Source organism: Acinetobacter johnsonii ANC 3681 (assembly GCF_000368805.1).
GTDB lineage: Bacteria > Pseudomonadota > Gammaproteobacteria > Pseudomonadales > Moraxellaceae > Acinetobacter > Acinetobacter johnsonii.
This window is the reverse complement of sequence record NZ_KB849705.1, coordinates 308,979-335,902: the sequence shown is the minus strand read 5'-3', so window position 1 is coordinate 335,902 and position 26,924 is coordinate 308,979. Positions and strand designations below refer to the sequence as shown.

Below are 26,924 nucleotides of genomic sequence, written 5' to 3'. Positions count from 1 at the left end.
CTACTATAGCACAGCCCATAAAAAAGCCTCCGAGTGGGAGGCTTTTTTAAGCTTAGAAATATTATTGTGCTTTTTCTTTCACATCAGCAGCGCCTTGTTCTACTGCACCAGCAACATGAGCTGTTGCTTCTTTAGAGGCATTTTTAACATCTTCAGCAGCAGCTTCAGTTTTCGCAGCAGCTTCGTCAGCGGCAGCACCAATTTTTGCAGCTGCTTCATCCGCTGCTTTTTGAGTGTCAGATACTGCTTCACTAGTCGCGCTATTAATATCATGACCTGCTTGTTCAGCAGCATTTTCAAGGTGTTCACCTGTCGTTGCACCTGTTTCAGGTGCTTTTTCTTTTGAACAACCCACTAAAGCAACAACAGCAGCAAGACCTAAGGCAATAAGTAATTTATTCATTTTCATATCCTTTTCGTTTTATACCCAAAAGTAGGGGTTGGGCAAAATATAATCTACTTTGAGTGTAAAGCAGACTGCATTATTGTTAAAAAAATGTAATTTTTTATAAAAAACAGCGTGATAAAAAGGCTTATAAGCTGAGTTGCCTATAAGCCTATAGCAGGGAGGCGTCTGAAAGGATTACACGCCAGAACGAATAATGTAATCAAAAGCAGACAGAGATGCTTTCGCGCCTTCACCTGTAGCAATGATGATTTGCTTGTATGGCACAGTCGTACAGTCACCTGCGGCAAATACACCTTTGACATTGGTTTCGTTACGATCGTTAATCACAATCTCACCACGGTTTGAAAGCTCAACAGCAGTCTCTTTTAAGAAATCAGTGTTTGGTAATAAACCAATTTGCACAAAGATTCCTGCAAGCTCAACCGTATGTTCTACATCAGTTGCACGATCTTTATATTTCAATGCTGTCACTTGCTTACCATCACCGACTACTTCAGTCGATAGTGCATTCAGGATCACTGTGGTATTAGGCAAACTATGCAATTTGTCTTGCAACACTTGGTCCGCACGTAATTTGGTATCAAACTCAACCAAAGTCACATGTTCTACAATCCCAGCAAGATCAATCGCAGCTTCGACACCTGAGTTCCCCCCGCCAATTACTGCTACACGTTTGCCTTTAAACAGTGGACCATCACAGTGTGGGCAGTAGGCAACACCGCGGGTACGGTATTCTGCTTCGCCCGGCACATTCATTTCTCTCCAACGTGCACCTGTTGAAAGAATCACAGTTTTAGATTCAAGCTTCGCACCATTTTCTAAAGTGACTTCAACCAAGCCATTCGCGGTCTCATCTGCACCTTTGATGTTAGAAACACGCTGTAAGTTCATGATGTCCACACCATACTCACGTACATGTGCTTCCATTTCAGCAGCAAACTTAGGCCCTTGGGTCTTTTGAATCGAGGTATAGTTTTCAATGTCCATGGTGTCCATGACTTGACCACCCATCCGTTCAGCCACGATCCCTGTTTTAATACCTTTACGTGCTGCGTAGATGGCAGAAGTATTTCCCGCAGGGCCACCACCAATCACTAAAACATCAAAAGCATCTTTGGCATTGAGTTTTTCAGCTTCTTTGACTGCTGAATTGGTATCCAGTTTGGCAATAATTTCTTCCAAGGTCATACGGCCTTGACCGATATGGTTATTGTCTTGGAAGACCATCGGTACAGCCATGATTTTGCGTTCTTCAACTTCGTCTTGGAAGAATGCCCCATCAATCATAGTTGCTGTCGTGCCTGGATTGTAAATGGCAATCAGATTTAAGGCTTGCACCACGTCTGGACAGTTATGACAGCTTAAAGAGACAAATACGTCAAAGTCAGACTGAATACCCAAAGCTTTGATTGAAGCCAAAACTTCATCCGATACTTTGGGTGCATAACCAGAGGTTTGTAACAATGCCAAGATCAAAGAGGTAAACTCATGCCCCATTGGTAAACCAGCAAAGAAGACACGCGGTTGTTCACCGGCTTTTGCCACACCAAAGCTGGGTGCACGTGAGTTTTGACCATCAAAACGTGCAGTCACCAGTGGAGACAGTGCTGCAACTTCTTCAACCAATTCTTTGATTTTGTCTGATTTCTCAGAACCGTTCAAAGTCGCAACCAATTCAATCGGACCTTCTAGGCGTTCAAGAAGTGTTTTTAATTGAGCTAAAGTATTTTGATCTAACATTGTTAAGCTCTCCAAAGCAGTCTATAAAATTATTTGATAGAAGAATCATAGAGTAAATCTGAAAATAGATAAAACAGTTTGTTTTTATTTTTGTAATCGATTTTATAGATTTAAAGATATTTTCTTCAATCATTTCATAAAGCTATATGGGGGATTTAAATGATTTTTCAAGTGATTTGCAGTTTAAGCATTATAAATTAGGTATGATCAAGACAGTTAAAAAATAGGGAAGCAAGCGATGCAATTACAGCGCGGTATCTATCAGCATTATAAAGGGCAACTGTATCAAGTTTTACATGTAGCGACGCATAGTGAAACCGAAGAAAAACTGGTGGTTTATCAGTGTTTATATGGTGATTATTCGATTTGGGTACGTCCACTTGCCATGTTTACTGAAACGGTAATGCTAGAAGATGACCGTGAGGTTGAGCGCTTTAAACTGATTCAAGAAGTATAAACGAAGCTAAGTAAAGTAGAGGGGATTTGATTATGCGTGCAGAATTTTTGAGTAAAGTATCGGCCTTATATCAACGCTTTCAAGAACATGACAGTACGCAAGCAGATCGAATTGCGCGCTTTCGCAATATTGAGCCTGAGTCTGCACAATTTTTGGCGCAACTGGTTCATATTCAGCAGCCTCAGCAGATATTAGAAATAGGAACATCAACAGGTTACTCAACCTTATGGTTGGCTTATGCAGTGCAACAAGTAAATGCTCGATTAACCACTTTGGAAATTGATGCTGACAGAAGTCAACAAGCCGCTGCTCATCTTGCGGATTTCAATTTATCCAATGGCGTTGAGTTTTGGGTGGGTGATGCAGCTGAATATTTGAAGCAGTCGCAAGCCATCTTTGATTTTATATTGCTAGATGCTGAACGTGATGCTTATGTCGACTATTGGCCAGATTTGAAACGACTAATGTGTGTTTCACGCGGAGTTTTGGTGGTTGATAATGTTTTATCTCATGCTGATCAAGTCACGGACTTCATCGCGCGTATTCAGCAGGACGAGCAGTTTAACCTGTCTACATTAGCGATTGGTGCGGGCTTGTTGGTGGTGACGTGCGATCATGAAAAACAATCAGGATAAATCCTGATTGTTTGAGATTCAAAAATTAATGAATACTTAAGCGCGTAAAGTGCAAATCATATTCTAAATATTTATGAACAAAGGCTGTTTTATTATTACATCGAACTAAGTTGTTATAAATAAATTCAGGCACAGGGTGGTACAGCTCGCCTGAACCATCGGCATAGAAAATTTTTAAATAGCGTGTGGAAGCATTGTATTTCCAAGATGTTACCGCAATTGTCCCCATAAGCGACTCCCCATTATTTACATGGAATCACAGCAATGTGGCTGCTTAATTTAAACTTATGCCAAACTTAAAAAGTGAAGTATTACAGTTTTGTAAATAAAAAAAACCGTACATAAAGTACGGTTTTTTTAAGTGATCAATTAACGCATTTTCGCAAGGAAACGGCCTACTCGGGTAATGGCTTCACGTAGTTCATTTTCAGCAGGTAAGAACACTACGCGGAAATGATCTGGTGTTGGCCAGTTAAAGCCTGTGCCTTGAACCAGAAGTACTTTTTCCGCACGAAGTAGATCAAGCATCAGTTTTTCATCATCTTGAATTGGATAGATTTCTGGGTCCAATTTCGGGAAGCAATACATTGCACCTTCAGGCTTAACACACGATACGCCTGGAATGTCATTCAACATTTGCCAAGCAATATTACGCTGTTCGTATAAACGACCGCCTGGACGAATTAAATCATTGATTGACTGGTAGCCGCCTAAAGCAGTTTGAATGGCATACTGTGCTTGGTGGTTGGCACACAAACGCATAGAAGCGAGCATATCTAAACCTTCAATATAGTCGACTGCACGCGACTTATCGCCTGTGATGGCCATCCAGCCTGAACGGTAACCCGCAATACGGTATGCTTTAGATAAGCCATTGAAAGAGATACAGAGTTGGTCACCCGCTAATGCTGCTACAGAAACATGTTCAATACCGTCATAAACAATTTTGTCGTAAATTTCATCTGCAAACAAAATCAAATCATGCTTTTTAGCCAATGCGACGATTTGCTCAAGTACATGGCGTGGATAAACTGCACCTGTTGGGTTGTTTGGATTGATAATCACGATACCGCGGGTACGTGGTGTGATTTTACTCTCCATATCCGCAATATCGGGATACCAAAAGTTTTCTTCATCACATTTATAATGAATAGCTGTACCGCCTGAAAGATTTACCGCAGCCGTCCAAAGGGGGTAGTCAGGCATTGGCACGAGCATCTCGTCACCATCATCTAGCAAGCCTTGCATGGCCATCACGATCAATTCAGAGACACCATTTCCGATATACACGTCATTAACGTGCATATCTAAAATGCCTTTTTGCTGATAGTACTGACAGATGGCTTTACGCGCAGGGAAAATCCCTTTTGAGTCGGTATAGCCCACTGCATTTGGCAGGTTTAAAGCTACATCATTAATAATCTCTTGAGGAGCCTCAAAACCAAACGGTGCAGGGTTACCAATATTGAGTTTGATAATCTTATGGCCGGCTTCTTCCATTTCATTGGCCGCTCGTAACACTGGTCCACGGATGTCGTAGCATACATGCTCGAGCTTAGACGATTTTTTTATTTCGCGTGGGGTTTGGAGAGTGTTCGGCATTTTGATGTTCTCGGAAAGAGTGGAGGTCACTTTTGCATAACGGTATAAATAGCTTTTAAATGTTTCAGTTGTCACTAGATCGAGATCATGTTCATCTCTGAGTAAAGCAACAATTTTTTCATGCGTAAAACCCACCTGTTGATATTGTTTAATCACAGGTAGTAGATGTTTAAAAATAACGCTCTTTTTTTGCGACATTTTTTAATCCTGAGCAAGAATGTCAATAAGACTAACATTAAATTTGCTCACAAAAAAGCATTTAAGAAAATAAATTGCTTACCGTTTTTATTAATTGCTTTCTTTTTGCTTTTATTGGAATTATAGGTCTTTTGTAAATTGTGAACTAAACACTAGAAATTTTAAGTTGAATCACGTAAATATAGGATTATCCTATTTTAAATAGCAAGATAGAAAGGGACGTGATCATGGGAAAACTCAATAAAACAGACCGAGAATGGCAAAGAGAGTTATCACCTGACGAATTTCGCATTACGCGACAAAAGGGGACGGAACCAGCCTTTACGGGGAAATATTGGAATACTAAACAAGCCGGCACTTATGTATGCCGTTGCTGTGGTACGCCATTATTTAATTCTGAAAATAAATATGACAGTGGTTGCGGCTGGCCAAGTTTTTATAAGCCACTCAATACGACTGTGATAGAAGAGCAGCAAGATACAACACATGGCATGGTGCGTACAGAAATTGTATGTCATCACTGTGATGCTCATTTAGGCCATGTTTTTACAGATGGACCTGAGCCTACAGGTTTACGTTACTGTGTAAACTCGGCTTCATTAGAACTAGAAACACAAGAAAAAAGTGATGAGGATACTTATCCATGACCAACATTTATCAGTTTGAAGCGGAATTGTTAGATGGAAAAAATAAATCCTTTGCTGACTATGAGGGCGAAGTGCTGCTCATCGTCAATACGGCCAGTAAATGTGGTTTTACACCACAATTTGCTGGACTAGAAAAAATTTATGAGCAATATCATGCACAAGGGTTTGAGGTGTTAGGCTTCCCTTGTAATCAGTTTGGGGGGCAAGATCCGGGTAGCAATGAGCAAATAGGAACGTATTGTCAGAAAAACTATGGGGTGACTTTTCCCATGTTTTCCAAAGTTGATGTTAAAGGTCCTGAAGCCCACGCCATATTCCGGTATTTAACCAATAACAGCAAAGGGATTCTCGGCAGCGGCATTAAGTGGAATTTTACAAAATTCTTGATTGGTAAGGATGGCAAAGTAATTAATCGTTATGCGCCAACCACCAAGCCTGAAGCGATTCAGGCAGATATTGAAAAAGCATTACAACAATAATCTGTTGATGTGTTGTCAGTGATGAAAGAGCAAGGCGCTTCAGTTGAATTTTGGAGTGATCCGCGCATGCCTTATGTGGAAACACGTCGGGCATGTGCAAGTCGTGCTTGTTATAAAGCTCATAGTCATCCGACATTTTCAATTGGAGCAGTGGATCAAGGCAACAGTATTTTCACTAGCCACTTCGGTGGAACGCAACAAATAGACGCTGGTACTTTGGTATTGGTTCCTGCACATGTTGAACATGCGTGTAATCCTGTTCCAGATCAAGCTTGGAGCTACCAAATGATGCATTTAGATGCACGTTGGTTGAACCAGTTATTACAAGAAACTGCACATAAAGATGCTTATCAAGACATACCGCAGTTCAAACCCGTGCTGTATAAACAGCCTAAGATGTATCATGACTTCAGTTGTCTTAACAGTCAATTATTTGATACTGCACTGTCTTATTGGGAAAAAGAACAAACCTTAATCACAACACTTACTGAGCTTTTATTTCCATATATTCAGCTAGAATTTCTTGCTCCTCAACACTATGCACAGCAAGAGTTTAAGCAGCTTTTATCGATGATTCAGGATGCTGATGTGTTTTTATCATTAGAGCAAATGTCGCAAGAAGTCCAGTTGAGTCGGTATGCCATTATTCGGCTATTTAAATCGTCTTTAGGTATGACGCCGCACGCTTATCAATTGAATCATAAAATTAATGATGCACGTACCTTTTTAAAACAAGGTATGGATATAGCGCAACTGAGTTATACGCTGGGCTTTAGTGACCAAAGTCATTTTCATCGTGTTTTTAAAAATTTAACGGGCACTACGCCTAAGCTCTATCAAAAGCAACATCGCGCAATTTTATCCAAGAGTTGATCTTCATCCATCGTTAGGCTTGTCTCACTTTTAAAGAGAGATTAGTGATGGAGCTTTTTATTGTTATTGCTGTGACGCATTTTGTGGCTTTGCTTTCTCCTGGCCCTGATTTTTTCCTGATTCTGATGACGGCATTAAACAGTGGTCAAAGAAGGGCTCGATATACAGTTTTCGGTATAGTGGCTGGGAATGCTTTTATTCTAGCGCTGATTTTTACTTTACTGGGGTGGCTTGGGCATATTCATGCTTTTGTTCTGATGTTGCTACACGGATTAGGTGTTGCGTATTTGTTGTATTTGTCTATGCAGTGTTTCCGCTATAAGCATCATGAAAATGTTGAAGTTCAAGCGCATGACTCCACGCCTCATCAAAATAGAATTCTATGTTTTACTCAAGGTTTACAGTCAAGTTTGCTGAATCCTAAAAATATGATGTTCTATAGTAGTTTGATATTGCTGGTTTATGCAAAATTTGATTTTTATACTTTGCTTTTAATGAGTCTCTGGATGGTGGCTGTGGTTCTGATGTGGAATTTGCTGTTGCTTAAGTTATTGAGTTGGAAGCGCTGGAATCATTTTTTAACCCAACGACTCAACTGGCTTTATAAGATGTCAGGGTGCTGCTTTGCATTTTTTGCACTGGTTTTGCTATTAGATGGACTTGTAATATGAAAATCTTAAAGTAAAAGTCAATCAGTTGTCTGATGTCATAAGTTATAACAATGGAATAATTAATTCTCATTTAAATTTACAATTTAAATGAGAATTAAATCAGTTTGATTAAGACCAATTCTCATCTACTATCAGGCTCGAATTTTAGATTGATGAAAAAGGGTAGGAAATGGTTAAGCTGAAACCATTGGTGTTAATGATGGCATGTGTATCTGGGTACAGTATTTCACATGCTGCCGAAGCTCCAGTAGTCGTTGAATCTGACTCATCATCTCAGGAGAGTAATGTCACTGCTTTGGAAACAATCCGTATAGTTGCAAGTGCCGATGCTTCTGCAAATGGTTTAATGGAGGCTTTCGCTGGTGGACAGGTCGCGACTGGCGGGCGAGTAGGTGTCTTTGGTAACCAGAAAAATTTAGATAACCCATTTAGCTTAACTAGCTATACCAACCAATACATTCAAGAACGTCAAGCAAAGAGTGTTGGGGATGTTTTACAAGCTGATCCATCCGTTCGTTTAGCGAAAGGTTTTGGTAACTTTCAAGAAACTTATTTTATTCGTGGTTTCGTTTTGGCCTCTGATGATACAAGTTATAATGGCTTGTATGGGATTTTGCCGCGTCAATACATTCCTACAGAATTATTTGAGCGAGTTGAAGTTTTCAAAGGTGCTTCAGCATTTTTAAATGGTGCAATGCCGGGAGGTTCTGGTATTGGTGGTTCTGTTAACTTGGTGCCTAAACGCGCAGCCAATGAACCGCTTAAACGTGTAACAGCAGGTACAGATTTTAATGGTGGTTACTTATCGAGTGATGTATCCGAACGTTTTGGTGAAAATGATCAATATGGTGTACGTGTAAATACGGCATACCATGGCGGTGGTACAGAAGTTGATAAAGAAGATAATTCGCTTGGGTTGGCTTCGATTGCGCTTGATTATCGTGGTGATCAACTGCGTATATCAGGTGATTTAGGATACAACAACAACCGTCTTAAAGAAAACCGTCCAAGTTTGCGTTTGACCAATGCAGTAACTTCGGTTCCAAGTGCATCACAATATGCGGATTATCATGGACAATCATGGACATATTCTAATGAGGAGGATGTCTTTGGTAGTTATCGTGCAGAATATGACTTTAATGATGCAGTGACTGCATATGCTGCTTATGGTTTCCGTGTTAGTGAAGAAGCGGGCGTATATTCTAGTCAGCAACTCAGCAATACTGAAACGGGCGCTGCCTCTTTATCTGCCTCAACAATTTTACGAAAAGATAAAAACCATACGGGTGAAGTGGGTGTTAAAACCAAATTTAATACTGGTGCGTTAAGCCATAATGTCGTTTTGTCTGGTTCGATGTACCGAGCAGATAAGCGCTATAGTTATGGTTATGCTACAGGAGTGGCTGATAACTTCTATAACCCTATTTATACAAATGCCTCAAATATTAATCAATGGCGAGGTTCTAAAGGAACTTATCCGAAAGCGAATGTGGCGACTTTAAGAAGTGTAGCTTTAGGGGATAATATTTCCGCTTTAGATGATCGTTTGACCGTAATGCTAGGTGCACGTTATCAAGAAGTTGATCAAGATGTCTATTCTTATGGTACATATCTATATAATATCAATAAAGATAAAGTGACACCTGCATTAGGCATCAGTTATAAAATCACGCCTGAATTGGCGGTTTATGGCAACTATGTCGAAGCTTTGGTACAAGGTGATGGTCTGTTAGACAGCAGTACTGGTAACTATTATGTTGCTGATCCTTTTGTGTCAAAACAAAAAGAAATTGGTTTGAAATATGAAAATGGTGCAATTGGTGGTGGTTTAAATTACTTCAACACTGAGCGTCGTAAAGCTGCTGTAAATACAGCAGGTTCAGCTCAACTCACTGATGCGAAAAATATTCATCAGGGTATTGAATTTAATGCCTATGGTCAATTAACCGATGCAGTTCGTATCTTAGGTGGTGCTACATGGATTGATACAGAGCAAAAAGAAACGTATCAAGGTTTGTTTGATGGCAACCAAGTGATTGGTGTGCCGGAGTTTCAGGCGAATGTTGAAGCAGATTGGAAATTACCTGTACCACAAGATGTTTCAATTAATGGTCGTGTCGTTTATACAGGTACTCAGTACGCAAATAATGCGAATACATTAAAATTAAACGATTGGACGCGTGTAGATGTGGGGGCGAATTATAAAACCCAGATCAATCAAGTTCCAACAGTGATTAATTTTGGTATTACCAACTTATTTGATAAAGAGTATTGGGCTTCAGCAAGTACCAATGATTATACTTACTTAACACTGGCACAACCTCGAACATTTACTTTAAGTGCATCATTTGATTTTTAATAGAATGAAAAAAAAAGAAAGCCTCCTTTATAGGAGGTTTTCTTATTTAGATGAGCTGATTTATAAAATCGCTTTTAAGCGTTTAATCACCTGCTCACACTGTGCAAGATCTGCAACTAGCGCAAGACGCACATGGTTTTCGCCTGGGTTACCTTGCTCAGTATCGCGTGACAAATAACGTCCAGGAAGTACTTTGACATGTGCTTTTTCCATGAGCATTTTTGCAAAAGTTTCGTCATTATCTACTTTTAACCAGTAGTAAAAGCCTGCATCTGGTTTTTGTAGGGGCAGTATATGGCCTAATTCCTTTTGAAATAAATCAAATTTTGCACGATATTGCACACGGTTTTCTTCAACATGCGCTTCGTCATCCCATGCTGCAATCGAAGCCAATTGGTGCTGTACAGGCATCGCCGCACCATGATACGTACGGTATTGTAAATAAGGTTTGAGCAATGCTGCATCACCCGAGACAAAGCCAGAGCGCATACCCGGTAAGTTTGAGCGCTTAGACAGTGAGTGGAATACGACACAGTTTTTGTAGTCATCTCGGCCTATTTCAGCACAAACTTCGAGTAGGCCCACAGGTGCAGTATCAAACCAAAGCTCTGAATAGCATTCATCCGATGCAATCACAAAACCATATTGGTCTGACAGTGCGATTAATTTTTTGAATTGTTCTTTTGATAACACCGCACCAGTTGGGTTTCCCGGTGTACAGACAAATAACAAGGCTGTTTTCTCCCAGACTTCAGCAGGCACAGCATCAAAGTCACCGAGATAACCATTTTCTTCGGTGCAATTTACAAAGTACGGTTTTGCTCCAGCAAGTAAAGCGGCACCTTCATAAATTTGGTAGAACGGGTTAGGCATAACCACATAAGGCGCATCTTCACGATTTACCAATGCCTGCACAAAAGAGAAAATTGCTTCACGTGTGCCCGAAACAGGCAATATATTGTTTTCTGCACTAATCTGATTGAGTTGAAAACGACGGGTTAGCCAGTTTGCAATACTGGTGCGTAATTCGGGTATACCTTTACTGTTTGGGTAGGTCGATAAATGCTGAAAATTAGAGATAATGGCTTGTTTCACAAACTCGGGTGCAGGATGCTTAGGCTCACCAATCGAGAGTGGAATGAGGGGTAAGTCTGCGGGAGTAATATCCTGAAATAGTTTATTCAACTTTTCAAAAGGATAAGGGTGTAAAAGGGATAAACTCGAGTTCATGAAACAAAATACCAGTGTGTATTGTTAATGTTGACCACAGACCTGACTAGAGGCTTCATCTAAGGCTGATTTTAGTTGTGCAGCAAAAGTTTCAGCTTCAGTTTCAGTCATGGGTTGACCATCTTTTTTGGTGACAAAGAAAATATCTTCGGCACGCTCACCTAGGGTGGCAATTTTAGCAGAGTGAATATCTAATCCTTGCATCATAAACAGCCCGCCTACTTTGGCAAGTAAGCCGGGATGGTCGAGTGTTGCAATTTCGACCATGTTTTGTTGCAGTGCTTCATTCAACGTAATATCAACGGTGTTTTCAATGTCGAAATGGCGCAGCTGACGTGGGATGCGACGTTGCATGAGCCCAGGGTATTTATCTGAATTGGCTAATGCATCTTTTAACGCTGACAGCACTTTGGCTTCACGTTCAGGGTCGGTTAGCAGCGTACCAAAACGGTCAAGAACGACATAAGTGTCTAAGCTAAATGCTTTGGTTGCCGTAATAATACGCGCATCTTGTACGTCCAAATTCATACGATCGAGAATAGCAACCGTTGTTGCAAACAGGTTGGGCTGATCTTGGGTGTAAATAAAGATTTGTACTGCATCTTGAGCAAATTTACGCTGTGCACGCATCAAAACAAGCGGTTCAGGGTTGTCACCGTGCTGTAAAATAGCACGTGTGTGCCAAGCAATTTCATCAGCAGATTCTTTGAGGAAATATTCATCCCCCAGTTCTTGCCAGACTTTTTCGACATCATCTAGAGCAAACTCTTCGACCAGTTGTTCGCTGGCAGAAAACTTGGTGTCCTCGATGAGCATTTGATAGTCAACAGGACGGCCTAAACCTGAGCGAATCACGTCACGTGCATGGGTATAGAGCTGACGCATGAGAGAAGCACGCCACGTATTCCAAAGTGAAGGATTGGTTGCATTGATATCTGAAACAGTCAACGTATATAGGTAGTCGAGATGTTCCATATCGCCCATTTTCTCAGCAAACGCTTTAACCACATCGGGGTCAGAAATATCTTTCTTTTGAGAAGTGACAGACATGAGCAAATGGTTTTGAATGAGCCATGCGACAAGGTTGCATTCACGTTCGGTAAAACCATGACTACGACAGAATTCGATCGCATCGGTTGCACCTAGCTCACTGTGGTCACCACCACGGCCTTTGGCGATATCATGGAAAATGGCAGCCAAATAGACAATGTCACGACGTGCCAGACGTTGGAACACCGAACTCACGACAGGGAAGTCTTTAGCAAACTCAGGTTCTTTGAAACGGTTTAAGTTGCGCAGTAACAATAAAGTATGTGCATCTACGGTATAGATATGGAACAAGTCATATTGCATCAACCCCATAATCTGCCCAAATGCAGGAATATAGTTACCTAAAACGCCATAACGTTTCATTGCCACCATGGTTTCGTATAAACGATGAGGTGAGCGAATGATGGCCATAAACAGGGCTTGATGCGCTGGATTATCTCTGTATTTGTGGTCAATGCGTTTAGCTGCCAAAATTAACAGTCGTAGCGTACGTGCTCGGATGCCAGTAATTTCAGGTCGATTGGCCAATATATAGAAAATTTCTAAAATAGCACTTGGATTTTCAGAGAAAATTTTATGGTGTTGAACGGCTAGTTTGCCGTCGACCAGTTTAAAATTTTCATTGATTTCTTCAATGTTACGCTCATAGTTCGGCAGGCGTGGGGTAATCACAGATTCATTGAAATAAGCCAACAGCATTTCATTCAGCGTGGTGACTTGTTGTGCGCTTCGATAATAACGCTTCATGAATTGTTCAATCGGATAATTCGGTGATTTACCTTCTTCACGCACATAGCCAAACTTTGCGGCAATGTCACGTTGATAGTCGAACAGTAAACGGTTTTCATCACGTTTAGTGAGGCGGTGTAGGTGATGACGAATTTCCCAGAGGAAGCTTTCGGCTTCTTCTAATACACCTAACTCAAACTCCGAAATAAAGCCTAAATGCACCAAGTCATAAATACGGTTGACACGGAAATGCCGCTTAGCAATCCAACCAATTTGGTTAATGTCCCGAATGCCACCCGGCGCATTTTTAATATCGGGCTCTAGATTACTTTCCGTAAAGTTATGCTGTGCATAACGCTTAGCCTGTTCTTCCATTTTTGCATCATAGAAGGTTTTGTCTGTCCATGTTTGTGAAACAATGCGTCGTGGCCATTTGGCTAAGTGTTCATTGCCTGTAATTAGACGAGATTCGATGAGGGCTGTGGCAACTGTTAAGTCGGAGGTTGCTTGTTCAACACAGTTGGCAATGGTACGTACACTAATGCCGGGCTTGAAATTGCCGACATCCCAAAGTGAGGAAATAAAGACAGAAATGAGTTTCTCTTGTTCTTCGCTAAACTCATCCTCAGACAAGATCATGATGTCTACATCTGAGTAAGGCAGCATCTCTCGGCGACCGTAACCACCGACAGCAAATAAACTTAAGTCTGTCTGATCGAGTTTTGCATATTTCCATAGGAAAATAAGCGCTTCATCGGTCATATTTGAACGCGTTAAAATGACATCGCGGATGGATTGGCCATGATCAAAACTTTCTTGTAATTGATTTTCGACATCACTACGCCATTGATTAATCGCTTTGATGTCGTGATTGCTGCTGACATAGTTAAGCAGTGGAGAAGTATTGATCATGAACCGTATCCGTATATTTTAACAACGCTTAATTTTGATGAACGCTAACCAGTCCAGCAGCCTGTACTGCTAGTTCACGCGCTTGGTCAGTTGTTTCAGCACGTGCTGTCGCAACGCCCATACGGCGACGTGTAAAGCCTTCTGGTTTTCCAAAAATGCGCAAATCAGTATTTGGGTTTGCCAAAGCAAGATTTAAGCCAGAAAAAGATAAGTTATTATCATCTACGCCTGCATAGATCACGGCACTCGCAGCAACGCTATGACGTGCTGTATTGACAGGTAGACCCAAAATCGCACGTGCATGTAGTTCAAATTCACTTTGGAACTGAGAGGCAAGCGTCACAAGACCTGTGTCATGTGGGCGTGGTGATACTTCACTAAACCACACTTTATCGCCTTTGACAAAGAGTTCTACACCGAAAATACCACAGCCACCCAATGCGATGGTGACTTTATTGGCAATACGCTTTGCTTCGTCGAGGGCCACTGGCGACATGGCTTGAGGCTGCCAGCTTTCAACATAGTCGCCCGCGTCTTGGCGGTGACCAATTGGGTCGCAGTACGAAGTTTCAATTTCACCTGTTTCTGGGTTTTTTGAACGTACTGTTAATAGCGTAATTTCAAAATCAAAATCAATTTGAGATTCTACAATGACAGTCCCTTGATTTACACGACCACCTGTTTGTGCATATTTCCACGCAGCATCCACTTCTGAAAATTCTTTTACGCGGGATTGGCCTTTACCAGAAGAGGACATGACTGGTTTAACAAAGTTTGGATAACCAATGTCATCACATGCAGCACGGAAAGATTCTAAAGTATCTGCAAAACGGTAAGCCGATGTCGGTAAGCCCAGTTCTTCGGCAGCTAAACGACGGATGCCTTCACGGTTCATGGTTAAATTGACCGCTTTTGCAGAGGGGATGACTGTGGCAATATTTTCTTGTTCGATTTCAACCAATACTTGTGTCGCAATGGCTTCAATTTCAGGGACAATTAAATTCGGCTTAACGTCCTGAATGAGTTGTTTAAGCGCTGTCGCATCTGCCATATTTAAGGTATAGGCATAGTGTGCCACTTGCATTGCAGGAGCATGATCGTAACGGTCAGCAGCATGAACTTCTACACCTAAACGTTGTAAAGAAATCACAACTTCTTTCCCAAGCTCTCCAGAACCCAATAGCAGGACTTTAAATGCTGAAGGCTGAAGTGGAGTACCAATAGTAACGCTCATGTAAATCATCCATGCTTGATTTTATGGGCTTTTAGCATAGCAGAACTCTGAAAAGTGTTCAGGGTTCATTCACATAAATTAATGATATTGTCCAACAATTTTTTTTATAAAGCTGCGCATTCCAAAGTCAAAATTTTCATGCAAAAGGATGCTCAATAAACTTTTCCAATCAAGCTGGAAATGACTTGCACAGCTGAGCGCTTCAAATAGTAAATCAGGTTTTGATGGATGCAAGATATGGGTTAAAAAGGCATAGGAATATAGGTATAAACCAAACCATAGCTCAGTGCTGCGGTGAGTGTAGCGGGGACAATTTGCTTAAACTTGAAATAAAGTCCGGCTAATACGATGAAGCCGACTAACATGGCAAAGCTTTTATTGGGTGTATCTAACAGTGGTGGCAAAGTTGCAACCACAAGCATTGAACTAATCGCCGCAATACCAATCGAACCCAATGCAATTTTTAACCATAGAGCACCGCGCTTTTGTGAACCTTGCTGGAACTTTTGAATGACGAAGAATGGGCCAAAGCGTGAAGCAAAATTTGCAATACCCACTACAATGCCGACCAAAATAATTTCGATATTCATGCTTGATCTCCCATATGTTCAGGGTCTGGTTTTTTCAGTACATAGTGCTTAAACAAGCCTGCAAAAATACCCGAACTGATACCAATAAAAATTGCAGCAGATAAGTCAATAAAATAGCAAGCAATGGCAGATACAAGAATGGTCACAGCCACCACAAAAGTGTGTTTCTTTTCAAATGCTGCCAATAAGAAACTTAAGAACAGTGCAGGTAATAAAAAGTCTAGAGCGGCTTGTAAAAACTGGGGTAAATGACTGACTTGGTCTGCAAACATTCCACCTAGAAAAGAACCGGTAGCCCATGCGAGCCAACTAAACAGGCTTAGCCCTAGCATCCAAGACTCAGACCACTCTTGACGGCGTTGTGACAGTTTAATCATACCTGAGGCAAAGACTTCGTCGGTTAGCCCCCATGACCAAATAGCGGTTTTCTTTAGGTTCAGTTTATCTTGAATTAAGTTTTGTAGTGCAGGGCCATAGAGTAAGTGACGAATATCTAAGGCAATCACAGTGAGGGCAGTCATCCAAATAGATGTTCCACTACCCAATAGGGCAACCACTAAAAACTGACTGGCCCCTGCATACATTGAGCAGGATAAAAATAAAGCCTCCCATGCATTAAAGCCAAACTGGGTTGCAGATACACCAAAGGCAAAAGAAACAGGCAGATAGGTAAAGATAATCGCTTGGCTATCCTTAGCCCCTTGCCAAAAGCCAGCAGCTTGTGCAGGAGTGGGATTAAGTTCGGACACAACACACCTTGAAGAAGACTTTATCAATAGGTCAAAATTGATTGTGTATTGTAACTGAATTCACTAGCATAGTGCCCAATTGTTTGTTGAGGCGTTTAACCATGTTGAAGCTCGAATTACGTACTTTAGGGCTGGCTGCTATAATTGTAAGCAGTTTACTTTTGCAAGCTTGTGGGCAGTCAGAGCAAGCTCCTGAACAAAAAGTAGAAATTAAGGCTGCGCCAAAAATTACCAATGACGCGACGGAATATGCCCAGCGTGCTTGGGTGTTTATTAATGAAGTAGATGGCTTGGTATATAACAAGCAACTGGATCAGATTGAAGCTAAAGTCCGTCATCCTGCACGTAAACTCAGTACGGACTGGCGTATTAATGTCAAAATGACAGACTCAGTGACCGAAGGAAAATACGCACTGTGTCGTAAAGCCTTGACCAGCTTAGAAGTGTGGGCACGTGAGACCTTAGACGGTTCTTCGAGTGTTGCACAGAAACAGAGCGATTATGAGCGTGATAAAGCACAATGTCGGGGCGCAATTGATAACCCCAGTTTAGGCAATACTGACCCTAAAAAAGTGGGTGTCTAAGACCGATATAGCATGATTAAAAGCGAGTTTTAAAACTCGCTTTTTTATGGTTGTAGCTTTAATAACATAATAAAAATAGTAAAAACTTCCTATACAGTAAAATATAGGAATTGAGTCGAATTTTAAGGGTTAATTTAAAAAAATTAGTTGTTTTGATGTTTACATTAATTATTGGTCAAATGCTGCCACAGAGTCCAATGTCGTTGAGAAAAATAGTCAAGACATTAGGCCGTGTAGCAATATTTTTATACATCTTTTTTATATGAATTGCGCTCTTAAGGCGCACGCTTGATTGTCTATTCTGAGCTATGTGCCATTTTATGCAGCATTGCAGGATCTAAAATCTTAATCTTTTTAAAAGCAATTGCCAGTATTCCTTGTTTTTCTAAGTTTTGAAGTTCTTGGTTGATGGTTTGGCGTGAACACATCAGCATTTGAGCCAGTTGCTCCTGTGACAAATGGATTTCATCATTGGTAATCGACAGATGGTTGCCATAACCGCTTAAAATAAACAGTAAGCGTTGAGCCAGTCGTTGACTGATATTTTGACTTTGGATTGCGATTAGTTCTAAAAAGGCGAGACGTAACTTCTGTGAAGCAAGCTGTGCAATATGAAACCAAAATTCTGGGGTAGCTTGGATAAACGCCTCAACATCGCGTTTAGGCAGATGGAGCAGGGTGCTTTTTTGAATAGCAATCGCATCGTGCGAACGCGGTTGCTGATCTATTAATGAAATTTCTCCAAACCACATAATCGGTTCTGCGATTGCTGCAACTGCTTCTTTACCTTCAATGTCGACATGACCTAAGCGAATTGCGCCGTTCAAGACTGCATAGATGCCATCAAATAAATCTCCAGAGTGAAAAACAGCTTGGTCTTTTGCAACCTCAATATATTTGGCATGTTGCACAATATACTGTTGATAGGCGTGTGGTAGTTTGGCGAACCAATTGTTATTGAGTAATTGTTGTTGATGTTGAACTTCCAGCATTCCGCGTCCTTTCGTGATTGATCGAGCAACTTGTCAGGTCGACGACAACTTGATGGGCTGTTTTCCTTTAAAGTTATTCTATATCGTGATCAATATCATGCAATAAGGAAATACAGTATGAGTAAATTAGAAAAATTATTAAGTCAGTATGCAGCTTATCATCTTGATCATAAAAATATCGTGACCCACTTTGTGGGTATTCCGTTGATTGTATTTTCAATTATGTGCTTAACCGCAAGAGCTGGCATGACTATTGGCAGTTTTGAAATTACTTTGGCGATGGTTTTGATCTTAGCGAGTATTGTTTACTATCTGAGCTTAGATCGAATTTTTGGTGTGATCATGCTAGTGATCTATGCCATGGCTTATCCATTGGCGTATAAAATCGCACAGTTTGATTTGGGTCTTTGGTTAAGTCTCAGTGTTGGTATTTTTGTCGTCGGCTGGGCGTTCCAATTTGTGGGGCATTTCTATGAGAAGAAAAAACCGGCCTTTATGGATGATGTGATTGGCCTAGCTATCGGACCATTATTTGTTTTGGCGGAAATGGTGTTTATGCTTGGTTTTAGAAAAGGCATTGAACAACGAATGCTGGATGAAGCGCGTAAACAGCGTGCTGCAATGGATAATAAGAATGTCTCTGTGACATCACATTAACTGAATTATTTTATCGATAAAAAAGCCAGTGAATTTCACTGGCTTTTTTTATGCTGTTTTAAGATGTCTTCACGACTTTATGTGTATCTGGTTCAGCTTTGGGTATATTCGGGTTTGGAGCATGAGCATCTTTATGGGATTTATGGGGCATTTCATTGGCTTTCATTGAATCATGTTTCACCATTTTGTATTGTTTCATGGCTGGATCATGTTTGGTCATTTTATCCTGTTTCATGGCTTGATCGTGTTTGGCCGTTTTGTCTTGTTTCATTACCTGATCATGTTTCGTCACGTTCATGGTTGCGACGCACTTACCACCTTTATGATTTGCACCTGTACCACCCGACAGTGTTGTTCCTTGTGGGCATGCAAATGCTGTAGCGCTAAGCGTTGTGAATAAACCTGCTGCAATAAATGTGCTGATCTTTTTCATTTTCGTTTGTTCAATGAAGGCATTAGTGCCTGTGATTAAATTAGCGATAATACGAAAGAATAGAAGTGATAATATTGTGTGAGATCCAAACGGATCAGGTTTTTATATGTTATTTAATGCTGTTTTTAAGTTTGGTTTAAGCTTATAAAAAAACCCGATTGGTATCGGGTTTTTTTATATTCGGAACGACTTATACGTTAAAGCGGAAGTGTAGAACATCACCGTCTTGAACGATGTACGTTTTACCTTCTAAACGCCATTTACCTGCTTCTTTCGCGCCTGCTTCACCGTTGTATTGAACGAAATCGTTATAAGCAACACATTCAGCACGGATAAAGCCTTTTTCGAAGTCAGTGTGGATCACACCCGCCGCTTGTGGTGCAGTTGCACCGACTTTAACGGTCCAAGCGCGAACTTCTTGTACACCCGCCGTGAAGTAAGTCTGTAAACCTAAGAGACCGTAGCCTGCGCGAATTACCACGTTTAGACCCGGTTCTTCCATGCCTAAAGCTTCAAGGAACTCAGCACGGTCTTCGTCTTCAAGCAGTGAAATTTCAGCTTCGATTTGGTTACAAAGCGGAACGACGATTGCATTTTCTTCAGCTGCAAGTTTTTTCACAGCATCTAAATGCGGGTTGTTTTCAAAACCATCTTCTGCAACGTTCGCAATATACATGGTTGGTTTTAAAGTCATTAAACCAAAACCACGAACCAGTTTACGTTCGTCGTCGTCTAGGTCAGCTGCGCGAGCAGGTTTGCCTTCATCAAGCAAAGGTAAAATTTTGTCTAAAACCGCTTTGGTTGCTAGCGCTTCTTTGTCGCCACCTTTTGCAGATTTTGCTAAACGAGTCACTGCTTTTGTCACAGTTTCTAAGTCAGCAAGTGCAAGTTCCGTGTTGATGGTTGCGATGTCATCAAGCGGGTCAATTTTACCGTTAACGTGAATGACGTTTTCATCTTCAAAACAACGTACAACGTGAGCAATCGCATCCGTTTCACGGATGTTTGCAAGGAATTGGTTCCCCAAGCCTTCACCTTTAGATGCACCCGCAACTAAACCTGCAATGTCCACAAATTCCATCGTCGTTGGAATCACACGTTGAGGTTTTACAATCGCTGTTAATTTGTCTAAACGTGGATCTGGCACAGGAACGATGCCTGTGTTTGGTTCAATGGTACAGAATGGGAAGTTTTCAGCAGCAATAGCAGCTTTAGTCAATGCATTGAAAAGTGTAGATTTACCAACGTTCGGCAAGCCGACAATACCGCAATTAAAACCCATGAAATAACTCACAACGTGTTATATAAAAATTGCCAGTGATTTTACATGAAAGCCATGACAAAGTCAGGTCTCAGGGGAGAAGAATCAAAGTTGTAAATCATGTTGTGGGCAGAACTTCCTCATTTAAGCCCTGTGTACAAGCCTTTTAGGTCTTTTCCTTTAATAAAGAAATCAGATTTAAGAGGTCAGTTGCATGTAGATCATTGTCTATGTAAGGACTGGAGTCTTTCATGAAAATGGCGTGAACTTCATATTGAAACGCCCTCCTCAGAAAAAGGAGGGCTAAAAAACTTAAGTGGAAAGTATAGTCTCTGCTTTATTTGGGAAATGGGATTAAACCTTCCTTTTATCGAGTTGATTTGCCAGATTGTCTCCAATTGCTTGCACACACATCACCAAAATTACAAGCACGACAATCACGGCCAACATGATCTGCATATCAAAACGTTGATAACCATAGCGATAGGCAATATCGCCTAAACCACCTGCACCAATGGCGCCTGCAATGGCAGAGGAGTTAATCATGGTCACAATGGTCACGGTAAAACCCGCGACAATTCCTGGTAGAGCTTCAGGTAACAACACATGCCAAATGATTTGAGTACGGTTACAGCCGATGGCTTGCGCAGCCTCAATCAACCCTTGATCCACTTCGCGTAAACTGACTTCTGCAATTCGTGCAAAAAAGGGTGTTGCTGCTAAGGTTAAAGGGACAACTGCTGCCCAAACACCATAACTGGTGCCTACAATCCAACGTGTGAGTGGAATCAGGGCCACCATCAAAATCAGGAAGGGAACGGAACGAGTGATATTTACCAACCAGCCTAAGCTATGGTTAATACTTTTGGAAGGATAAATGCCATGCTCAGAGGTGCTGACTAGAACCACTGCCATTGGCAGACCAATGAGTAAGGCAAAAAACGCAGATGCACCGACCATGGTTAAGGTATCGATGGTGCCTGTCAGTAATAAATCAATGAGTTGGTCGTGCATAGCCCAGTACCTCTACATGTGTCACATGCGCTTTTAGTTTTTGTAGTAGTGATTGAATTTCTAAGTCCTGTATAGGAACAGCAATAATTAAGATTCCAATTAAATGGTTTTGGATGGTGTCGACCTGACTTTGATATAAATGCACAGTTTGTGGAAAGTGCTCCAAAATCTTTTTTAAGTCAGGGGGATGATGCGCATCTGAAGTCGAGCTAATTTTGAAAATGGCATGTGTATCGAGCTGCGTAGGTTCCGCATTTAAGCGAAAGGGCAAATCGAGTTGTTCTAGATTCAGTAGTTCTTGGGTAATGCTTTGTTGGGGTTGAGAAAACACCGACCAAACTTCGCCTGATTCCACAATTTCACCAGCATCGATGACCACGACCTGATCGCAGATTTCCCGAATCACCTGCATTTCATGGGTAATCAAGACAATGGTGATACCCAGCTTTTGATTAATCTCTTTGAGCAAGGACAACACCACAGAGGTACTTTCTGGATCGAGAGCAGATGTCGCTTCATCACAGAGTAAAATTTCAGGATGGTGAACCAATGCACGGGCAATGCCGACACGCTGCTTTTGACCACCAGACAGTTGTGATGGGTAATGCTGTAGCTTATCGCTTAGCCCAACCAACTGTAAAACCTCATTGACACGTTGTTCGATGTTTTGTTTAGGATAATTGGCCACTTTGAGGGGCAGTGCGACATTTTCATAGACTGTTTTGGCAGACATTAAATTAAAATGCTGGAAAATCATGCCAATGCGTTGGCGGAGCTGAATCAGCTCAGCGTGGTTCAATGCGGCCAAGTCTTGCTGATGAATATGAATATGACCTTCACTGATACGTTCTAAACCATTTAAAGTGCGGAGCAGAGACGATTTACCTGCACCACTTTTGCCAATAATGCCAAACACTTTACCTGTCGGGATGTCGAGGTCAATATTTTTGAGTGCATGTACAGTATGCCCTTGTACTGCATAGTGTTTGTTTAAGTTACGAATTTTGATATGTGGAATTGAAAAATCCACATGAGAACCAAAGCTGACCATTCTTTTTCTCCTTATTTCCAGCCTTCAAGCCACAGACCTTGGCCAAAATCACGGTCTAAAATTTCTTGAACATGTTTTGAGTTTTGGAATGCTTGCACAAAAGTCACAAGCTTTTGGTTTTGATCTGGATAGTCTTTACGTGTCACAAATAAAATGGCGTATTTCTTGTCTATCGGGTCAAGAAAAAGGGCATGATGCGGATCTGTGACTTTGGCCATTTTTAAATAATGCGGGAAGCCAAAAATTAAATCAGCATCATTAAACGCATGGGCAGTTTGTGGGCCTTCTACTTCAATAAACTGAAGCTGTTTAGGATTGCTCACAATATCTTTTACGGTAGACAGTTCATTGTTAATGTCTTTGAGCTGAATCAAACCCGCACGATGCAGTAAAATTAAGGCACGCGCCGAATTCACTGGGTCATTGGGGATGACCACACGTGCTTGAGTTGGTAGTGCATCTAAGGACTTATATTTTTTTGAATACAGTCCGACATGACTCCCTGTTCCAGTAGCGAATGCATGCAGATCATAATTTGTTTCGCGAATGGCATTACGTAGAAAGACGCTTTGTTGAAAAAAGTTGGCATCAATGTCACCATTTTGTACAGCAACATTTGGCGCATGCCAGTCAGAGAATTCAACCAGTTTGACTTGAATGCCTTGCTTTTTTACATCGTCTGCCACGCTTTGCAGCAGTTCGGCATAAGGTGGGCTAATACCAATTGTTAAGACATCATCTTGTGCATGGCTTTTGCTATAGCGGTAACCCGCTAGAGCAAAAATTGCCACGATGACGCTTAAGCCAATCAGCCATTTTTTTCGATTTTGAGTGAAAGATTGCGTCATGGCTTATACTCACTTCCAACCTGGGAACCAAAGTTTTTCACCAATTTCACTATTCAAAGTCTGTTTAACTTTGTCTGATGTTTGATAAATCTTGATAAATTTTTCAAGTTGCGCTGCTTTCTCTGGATGTTGCTGTTGGTAGTCGTCACGCACCGCAAATAAAATCGAATACAGGGTGTTGGTGTTGTCATCTAAGATCAGTGCATCATTTGGGTCGATGGTTTTTGCAAGACGTAAATAATGTGGATAGCTAAAGACCAAGTCAGCATCATCAACGGCACGTGCAGTTTGTGGACCTTCAACTTCAATAAACTGCAGCTTTTTAGGGTTGCTGACAATATCTTGCAGGTTCGATAGATGATTGTTCGGATCTTTTAAGCTAATCAATTTGGCCTGTTGTAACAGTAAAAGCGCACGACCTCGGTTTACTGGATCATTTGGAATAACTGTACGTGCATTTTCAGGAATCGCAGCAATCGAGTCATACTTTTTTGAATATAAACCGACGTGTGTGGTGACGCCTTTATCCAGTGCTTTCAGTTTAAATTGAGTTTCTTTGATAGCGTTATCTAAGAAGGGCTGATGCTGAAAATAGTTAGCATCAATATCACCATGGTTGAGCGTGATATTGGGGGTATTCCAATCCGAAAACTCGACCAGTTTGACGTTGATGCCTTGCTGTTTTGCTTCTTCCACAGCCACCTTTAATGGACTGGCAAAGGGTGGGCTGATCCCAATCACCAGTTCAGAGTTACTCGATTTTTTATGATAAGACCACGCCACCAGTGCAATGACGATGGCAGCGACAATTACCCCAATAACGGTAAATTTTGTTTTTGCAGTTTGAGCCATGATATTTCTCGTATTTTAAAATTTATGCGGTTTGTTTTTGCGGTGTTTTAGGATGAGAGCACGAGCTTTGACATCGATACTGCTGTACAGGGTGGTTTGCGGCCAGTCGGTCACCTTGAGCGAATAATTTGTGGCGTAAACTACCTGTTTCATAGGCGGTTTTATAACGGCTACGCTCTTGTAACTCTGGGATGACCCAACGAATAAAGTCTTGATGTGACTCTGGGGCAACGGTTCGTGTGAGATTAAAGCCATCTACGCCAGTTTCATCTAAGAGCTGAATGAGTTTTTCTGCTACAGTTTTTCCACTCCCGACAATCAGTGGATAGCGTCCACCGAGTACATGCTGGGCTTTTAAATCCGCTCGCGTAACTTTTTGCTCTTTAAATTTGTTATTGACCGAGGCAATGCTATTGGTTTGTTTATAAGGAATCGCTTCATCATCTGCAAACTGTGATAAATCTATTCCAACTGAACTTGAAAAATGTGCCAAACCTGCTTCTGGACTGGCATAGCGAATATATTCGGCGAGTTTTTCTTGTGCGAGTTCATCCGTTTCTGCAGTCACTACACTAATGCCAACAAAGAGTTTAATGGCTTGTTCATCACGCCCATGGCTTAATGCAAGCGCACGAATCTTATCGACTTGCTGTTTCAGTTTTTCAGGCGTGTCAGCACCAATAAACATGGCTTCAGCATGTTGAGTTGCGAAGGCTAAGCCTTTACTTGAAGCGCCCGCTTGATAAAGTACAGGTGTCCGCTGTATAGATGGGGAAACCTGAAAAATGCCCTGACTTTGGAAGAATTTGCCTTGATGCTGTATGGCATGAACTTTTGAAGGATCGGTAAAGACACGGTTTAATTTATCTTTTTGTATGGCATCGTCTTCCCAAGAACCTTCCCAAAATTTATAGCAAAGTTCGATAAACTCTTCAGCTTGTTCATAACGCAAGTCGTGATCTTTTAAACCTTTTTGACCAATTAACCGTTCTGCGCTGTCTAAGTAACCCGTGACAATGTTCCACCCAATACGACCGTTTGTTAGATGGTCGAGGCTCGCAAAGCGTCGTGCAAATTGGTAAGGCGACTCATAGCTCAAATTTACAGTGACACCAAACCCTAAGTGCTGTGTAACGGCAGCCATGGCAGAAACGAGGGTACTTGGGTCGTGGCTTGGAAGCTGAATCGACTCTTTCAGGGTTAAATCCAGACCATTTTGATAAACATCGTAGACACCTGTAATGTCGGCGATAAATAAACCATCAAATAAACCTTGCTCTAAAGTTTGCGCCAAATCGGTCCAATAGCTGAGCTCATTAAAACGATGCGACTCATCGCGTGGGTGTGTCCACAAACCATGATTGATATGACCTACGCTATTCATATCAAAGGCATTCAGAATGATTTGTTTCGGGTTTTTATTTTGAGATGATAGTGTCATTACAATGTCCCTCTGCGTGGCGGAAGTACACCGTTAAGAAGATAATTGGCAATGAAGTAATATTTCCAACGTGACGCATCATGTAGCGTGTGAACACGTGCATTACGCCAAAAGCGGTCTAGGCCATCTTCACGCTGACTACCACGACTGCCTGCCAGTTCAATCAATTTCGAAGCGGCTTTTAATGCGGTTTCTGTGCTATGTGTACGAACTTTCGCTACATCGAGAGAAGCTTTTGCAATGTTCTCTATGGTTGGATTAGGACGTGCTGCATCGATTGAGCGAGCCGCTTGTTTGAGTAGGACTTCACTGGCACGTACATCGGCAACTACTCGTCCCAGTTCAAACTGTGTTAGAGGATCATTGGTTGCCTGTTCAACAGCAGAGTCAATCCATGGACGAGCCTGACGCACACGAACCAGTGTTTCCTCAAAAGCAGCACGCGCGATGCCTGTTTCAATGGCAGCATGCATAATTTGAGCAAAAGGCCCAACTAGAGTTGGTCTAGAAAAAGCGGTATCGAAAGGAACAATATCTTCAGCATCTACAGCGACATGATTGAATTTGACTGTACCGCTGCCTGTGGTACGTTGACCAAAACCCGACCAATCATCAATCAATTCTAGCCCTGTACTACTACGCGGGATAAAGACCAGAAACTCTTTGTCATCGGCATCTTTGACTAAGGTGGGGATGCGGTCTGCAAACAGACTGCCTGTGCAATAAAACTTTTCACCATTGACCACATAGCCTTGTTCAGTTTGGCTGAGTGCAGTTTGTTTTTGCGTTGCATTTTTAGTTTTGAACTCAGCCAAGGCATTACCAAAGCGTGCACCTTTTAGCACTTCTGTGTAGAGTTTACGCTTTTGTTGTTCAGTACCGTTGTTACGTAAAACCTCTAAGGCATAGAAATGGTTTTGGGGAATTTGTCCAATCGAACCATCTACACCACTCATCAGTGCGATAATTTGCGCGACCGTATAGCTTGAAACATCTGCCCCTCCGAATTCCTTCGGTACAGTAATGGCCCAAAGGCCAGATTGGCTATAGGTTTCGATTTCCTCAAAAGGCAAAATTCGTTCAGCATCACGTTGGATTGCCTGTTGTTTAAACTGCTCAGCTAAATTTTTGGCAATCTCTAAGGCTTCAACATCGCTTTGAATAATATGTGCATACGCCGTGTCTTTGGATTGAAGTGGAAGAATAGGTTGAAATGAAGTCATGGCG

The 26,924-nt window shown here is 41.5% G+C and carries 27 protein-coding genes; 9 read left to right on the top strand and 18 right to left on the bottom strand.

The genetic code is table 11. The features are described from left to right. Positions 1–61: 61 nt before the first annotated feature. Both F946_RS05865 and ahpF read right to left on the bottom strand, forming a co-directional pair. Positions 62–403: a hypothetical protein gene (locus F946_RS05865; protein ID WP_004980136.1), complete on the bottom strand. Its 342-nt coding sequence runs from the start codon at positions 401–403 to the stop codon at positions 62–64. 180 nt (positions 404–583) lie between these two features. Continuing rightward, complete coding sequence (gene ahpF, locus F946_RS05860) at positions 584–2,149, bottom strand: alkyl hydroperoxide reductase subunit F (RefSeq protein WP_004980133.1); 1,566 nt, start codon at positions 2,147–2,149, stop codon at positions 584–586. Between the two features lie 238 nt (positions 2,150–2,387). Between ahpF and F946_RS05855 the strand changes: the two genes are divergently transcribed. Together F946_RS05855 and F946_RS05850 are read left to right on the top strand one after the other, a co-directional pair. Further along, entirely contained in the window at positions 2,388–2,606 is a 219-nt protein-coding gene (locus F946_RS05855) for a DUF1653 domain-containing protein (protein WP_004693482.1), read from the top strand. Positions 2,607–2,638: 32 nt separating this feature from the next. After that, on the top strand, positions 2,639–3,241 hold the full coding sequence (locus tag F946_RS05850) for an O-methyltransferase (protein WP_004980131.1): 603 nt from the start codon (positions 2,639–2,641) through the stop codon (positions 3,239–3,241). Between the two features lie 25 nt (positions 3,242–3,266). Here the strand turns inward: F946_RS05850 and F946_RS05845 are convergent, their stop codons facing one another. Together F946_RS05845 and F946_RS05840 are read right to left on the bottom strand one after the other, a co-directional pair. Continuing rightward, positions 3,267–3,470 (bottom strand): KTSC domain-containing protein, encoded by a 204-nt coding sequence (locus F946_RS05845; protein ID WP_004980128.1) that lies wholly within the window; start codon positions 3,468–3,470, stop codon positions 3,267–3,269. Between the two features lie 140 nt (positions 3,471–3,610). Continuing rightward, a complete protein-coding gene (locus F946_RS05840) occupies positions 3,611–5,041 on the bottom strand; it encodes a pyridoxal phosphate-dependent aminotransferase (RefSeq protein ID WP_004980127.1) in 1,431 nt (476 codons plus the stop codon). Positions 5,042–5,268: 227 nt separating this feature from the next. On the opposite strand from F946_RS05840, the gene msrB reads away from it, so the two are divergent. The 5 genes from msrB to F946_RS05815 all read left to right on the top strand — a co-directional run bounded on the left by msrB (position 5,269) and on the right by F946_RS05815 (position 10,070). Beyond that, entirely contained in the window at positions 5,269–5,688 is a 420-nt protein-coding gene (msrB, locus tag F946_RS05835) for a peptide-methionine (R)-S-oxide reductase MsrB (protein ID WP_004980125.1), read from the top strand. Beyond that, a complete protein-coding gene (locus tag F946_RS05830; protein WP_004980122.1) occupies positions 5,685–6,167 on the top strand; it encodes a glutathione peroxidase in 483 nt (160 codons plus the stop codon). The genes msrB and F946_RS05830 overlap by 4 nt, the downstream gene beginning before the upstream one ends. Positions 6,168–6,188: 21 nt before the next feature. Continuing rightward, a complete protein-coding gene (locus F946_RS05825; protein ID WP_035326472.1) occupies positions 6,189–7,040 on the top strand; it encodes an AraC family transcriptional regulator in 852 nt (283 codons plus the stop codon). A 47-nt stretch (positions 7,041–7,087) separates the two neighbouring features. Further along, on the top strand, positions 7,088–7,711 hold the full coding sequence (locus tag F946_RS05820; RefSeq protein WP_004980119.1) for a LysE family translocator: 624 nt from the start codon (positions 7,088–7,090) through the stop codon (positions 7,709–7,711). A gap of 169 nt (positions 7,712–7,880) precedes the next feature. After that, positions 7,881–10,070 (top strand): TonB-dependent receptor, encoded by a 2,190-nt coding sequence (locus F946_RS05815; protein ID WP_004980116.1) that lies wholly within the window; start codon positions 7,881–7,883, stop codon positions 10,068–10,070. Between the two features lie 60 nt (positions 10,071–10,130). Here the strand turns inward: F946_RS05815 and dapC are convergent, their stop codons facing one another. The 5 genes from dapC to F946_RS05790 form a co-directional block, all read right to left on the bottom strand. Continuing rightward, positions 10,131–11,300 (bottom strand): succinyldiaminopimelate transaminase, encoded by a 1,170-nt coding sequence (dapC, locus tag F946_RS05810; RefSeq protein WP_004980113.1) that lies wholly within the window; start codon positions 11,298–11,300, stop codon positions 10,131–10,133. Between the two features lie 24 nt (positions 11,301–11,324). Continuing rightward, on the bottom strand, positions 11,325–13,991 hold the full coding sequence (gene glnD, locus F946_RS05805) for a [protein-PII] uridylyltransferase (RefSeq protein WP_004980110.1): 2,667 nt from the start codon (positions 13,989–13,991) through the stop codon (positions 11,325–11,327). Between the two features lie 28 nt (positions 13,992–14,019). Beyond that, positions 14,020–15,234 (bottom strand): formate-dependent phosphoribosylglycinamide formyltransferase, encoded by a 1,215-nt coding sequence (gene purT / locus F946_RS05800; RefSeq protein ID WP_171054205.1) that lies wholly within the window; start codon positions 15,232–15,234, stop codon positions 14,020–14,022. 233 nt (positions 15,235–15,467) lie between these two features. Next, the gene (gene ygaH / locus F946_RS05795; protein ID WP_004980107.1) at positions 15,468–15,815 is read right to left on the bottom strand and encodes an L-valine transporter subunit YgaH; all 348 of its coding nucleotides are present in this window, start codon (positions 15,813–15,815) and stop codon (positions 15,468–15,470) included. After that, positions 15,812–16,564 (bottom strand): AzlC family ABC transporter permease, encoded by a 753-nt coding sequence (locus F946_RS05790; RefSeq protein WP_004980104.1) that lies wholly within the window; start codon positions 16,562–16,564, stop codon positions 15,812–15,814. The genes ygaH and F946_RS05790 overlap by 4 nt, the downstream gene beginning before the upstream one ends. Before the next feature lie 101 nt (positions 16,565–16,665). Here F946_RS05790 and F946_RS05785 point away from each other — a divergent pair, with 101 nt between their 5' ends. After that, positions 16,666–17,148, top strand: a complete 483-nt coding sequence (locus F946_RS05785) for a hypothetical protein (protein ID WP_004980102.1) — start codon at positions 16,666–16,668, stop codon at positions 17,146–17,148. A gap of 296 nt (positions 17,149–17,444) precedes the next feature. Here F946_RS05785 and F946_RS05780 read toward each other — a convergent pair whose 3' ends face one another. Beyond that, the gene (locus F946_RS05780) at positions 17,445–18,140 is read right to left on the bottom strand and encodes a Crp/Fnr family transcriptional regulator (protein ID WP_004980100.1); all 696 of its coding nucleotides are present in this window, start codon (positions 18,138–18,140) and stop codon (positions 17,445–17,447) included. Positions 18,141–18,257: 117 nt separating this feature from the next. Here F946_RS05780 and F946_RS05775 point away from each other — a divergent pair, with 117 nt between their 5' ends. Continuing rightward, positions 18,258–18,797, top strand: coding sequence for an Mpo1 family 2-hydroxy fatty acid dioxygenase (locus tag F946_RS05775; protein ID WP_004980098.1), 540 nt, complete (start codon positions 18,258–18,260; stop codon positions 18,795–18,797). 58 nt (positions 18,798–18,855) lie between these two features. Here the strand turns inward: F946_RS05775 and F946_RS05770 are convergent, their stop codons facing one another. The 8 genes from F946_RS05770 to F946_RS05735 form a co-directional block, all read right to left on the bottom strand. Further along, positions 18,856–19,230: a hypothetical protein gene (locus F946_RS05770; protein WP_004980095.1), complete on the bottom strand. Its 375-nt coding sequence runs from the start codon at positions 19,228–19,230 to the stop codon at positions 18,856–18,858. Between the two features lie 190 nt (positions 19,231–19,420). Beyond that, positions 19,421–20,512 (bottom strand): redox-regulated ATPase YchF, encoded by a 1,092-nt coding sequence (ychF, locus tag F946_RS05765; RefSeq protein WP_004693442.1) that lies wholly within the window; start codon positions 20,510–20,512, stop codon positions 19,421–19,423. A gap of 333 nt (positions 20,513–20,845) precedes the next feature. Further along, positions 20,846–21,505, bottom strand: coding sequence for a methionine ABC transporter permease (locus F946_RS05760; protein WP_004980092.1), 660 nt, complete (start codon positions 21,503–21,505; stop codon positions 20,846–20,848). Continuing rightward, positions 21,486–22,556 (bottom strand): methionine ABC transporter ATP-binding protein, encoded by a 1,071-nt coding sequence (locus F946_RS05755; protein WP_004980089.1) that lies wholly within the window; start codon positions 22,554–22,556, stop codon positions 21,486–21,488. Before F946_RS05755 ends, F946_RS05760 begins: the two co-directional genes overlap by 20 nt. A gap of 11 nt (positions 22,557–22,567) precedes the next feature. Then, positions 22,568–23,404, bottom strand: coding sequence for a MetQ/NlpA family ABC transporter substrate-binding protein (locus tag F946_RS05750; protein WP_004980088.1), 837 nt, complete (start codon positions 23,402–23,404; stop codon positions 22,568–22,570). 9 nt (positions 23,405–23,413) lie between these two features. Next, positions 23,414–24,256, bottom strand: coding sequence for a MetQ/NlpA family ABC transporter substrate-binding protein (locus F946_RS05745; RefSeq protein WP_004980086.1), 843 nt, complete (start codon positions 24,254–24,256; stop codon positions 23,414–23,416). A 22-nt stretch (positions 24,257–24,278) separates the two neighbouring features. Further along, entirely contained in the window at positions 24,279–25,697 is a 1,419-nt protein-coding gene (locus tag F946_RS05740; protein ID WP_004980084.1) for an LLM class flavin-dependent oxidoreductase, read from the bottom strand. Beyond that, positions 25,697–26,920, bottom strand: coding sequence for an SfnB family sulfur acquisition oxidoreductase (locus F946_RS05735; protein ID WP_004980082.1), 1,224 nt, complete (start codon positions 26,918–26,920; stop codon positions 25,697–25,699). The genes F946_RS05740 and F946_RS05735 overlap by 1 nt, the downstream gene beginning before the upstream one ends. Positions 26,921–26,924: the final 4 nt, after the last annotated feature.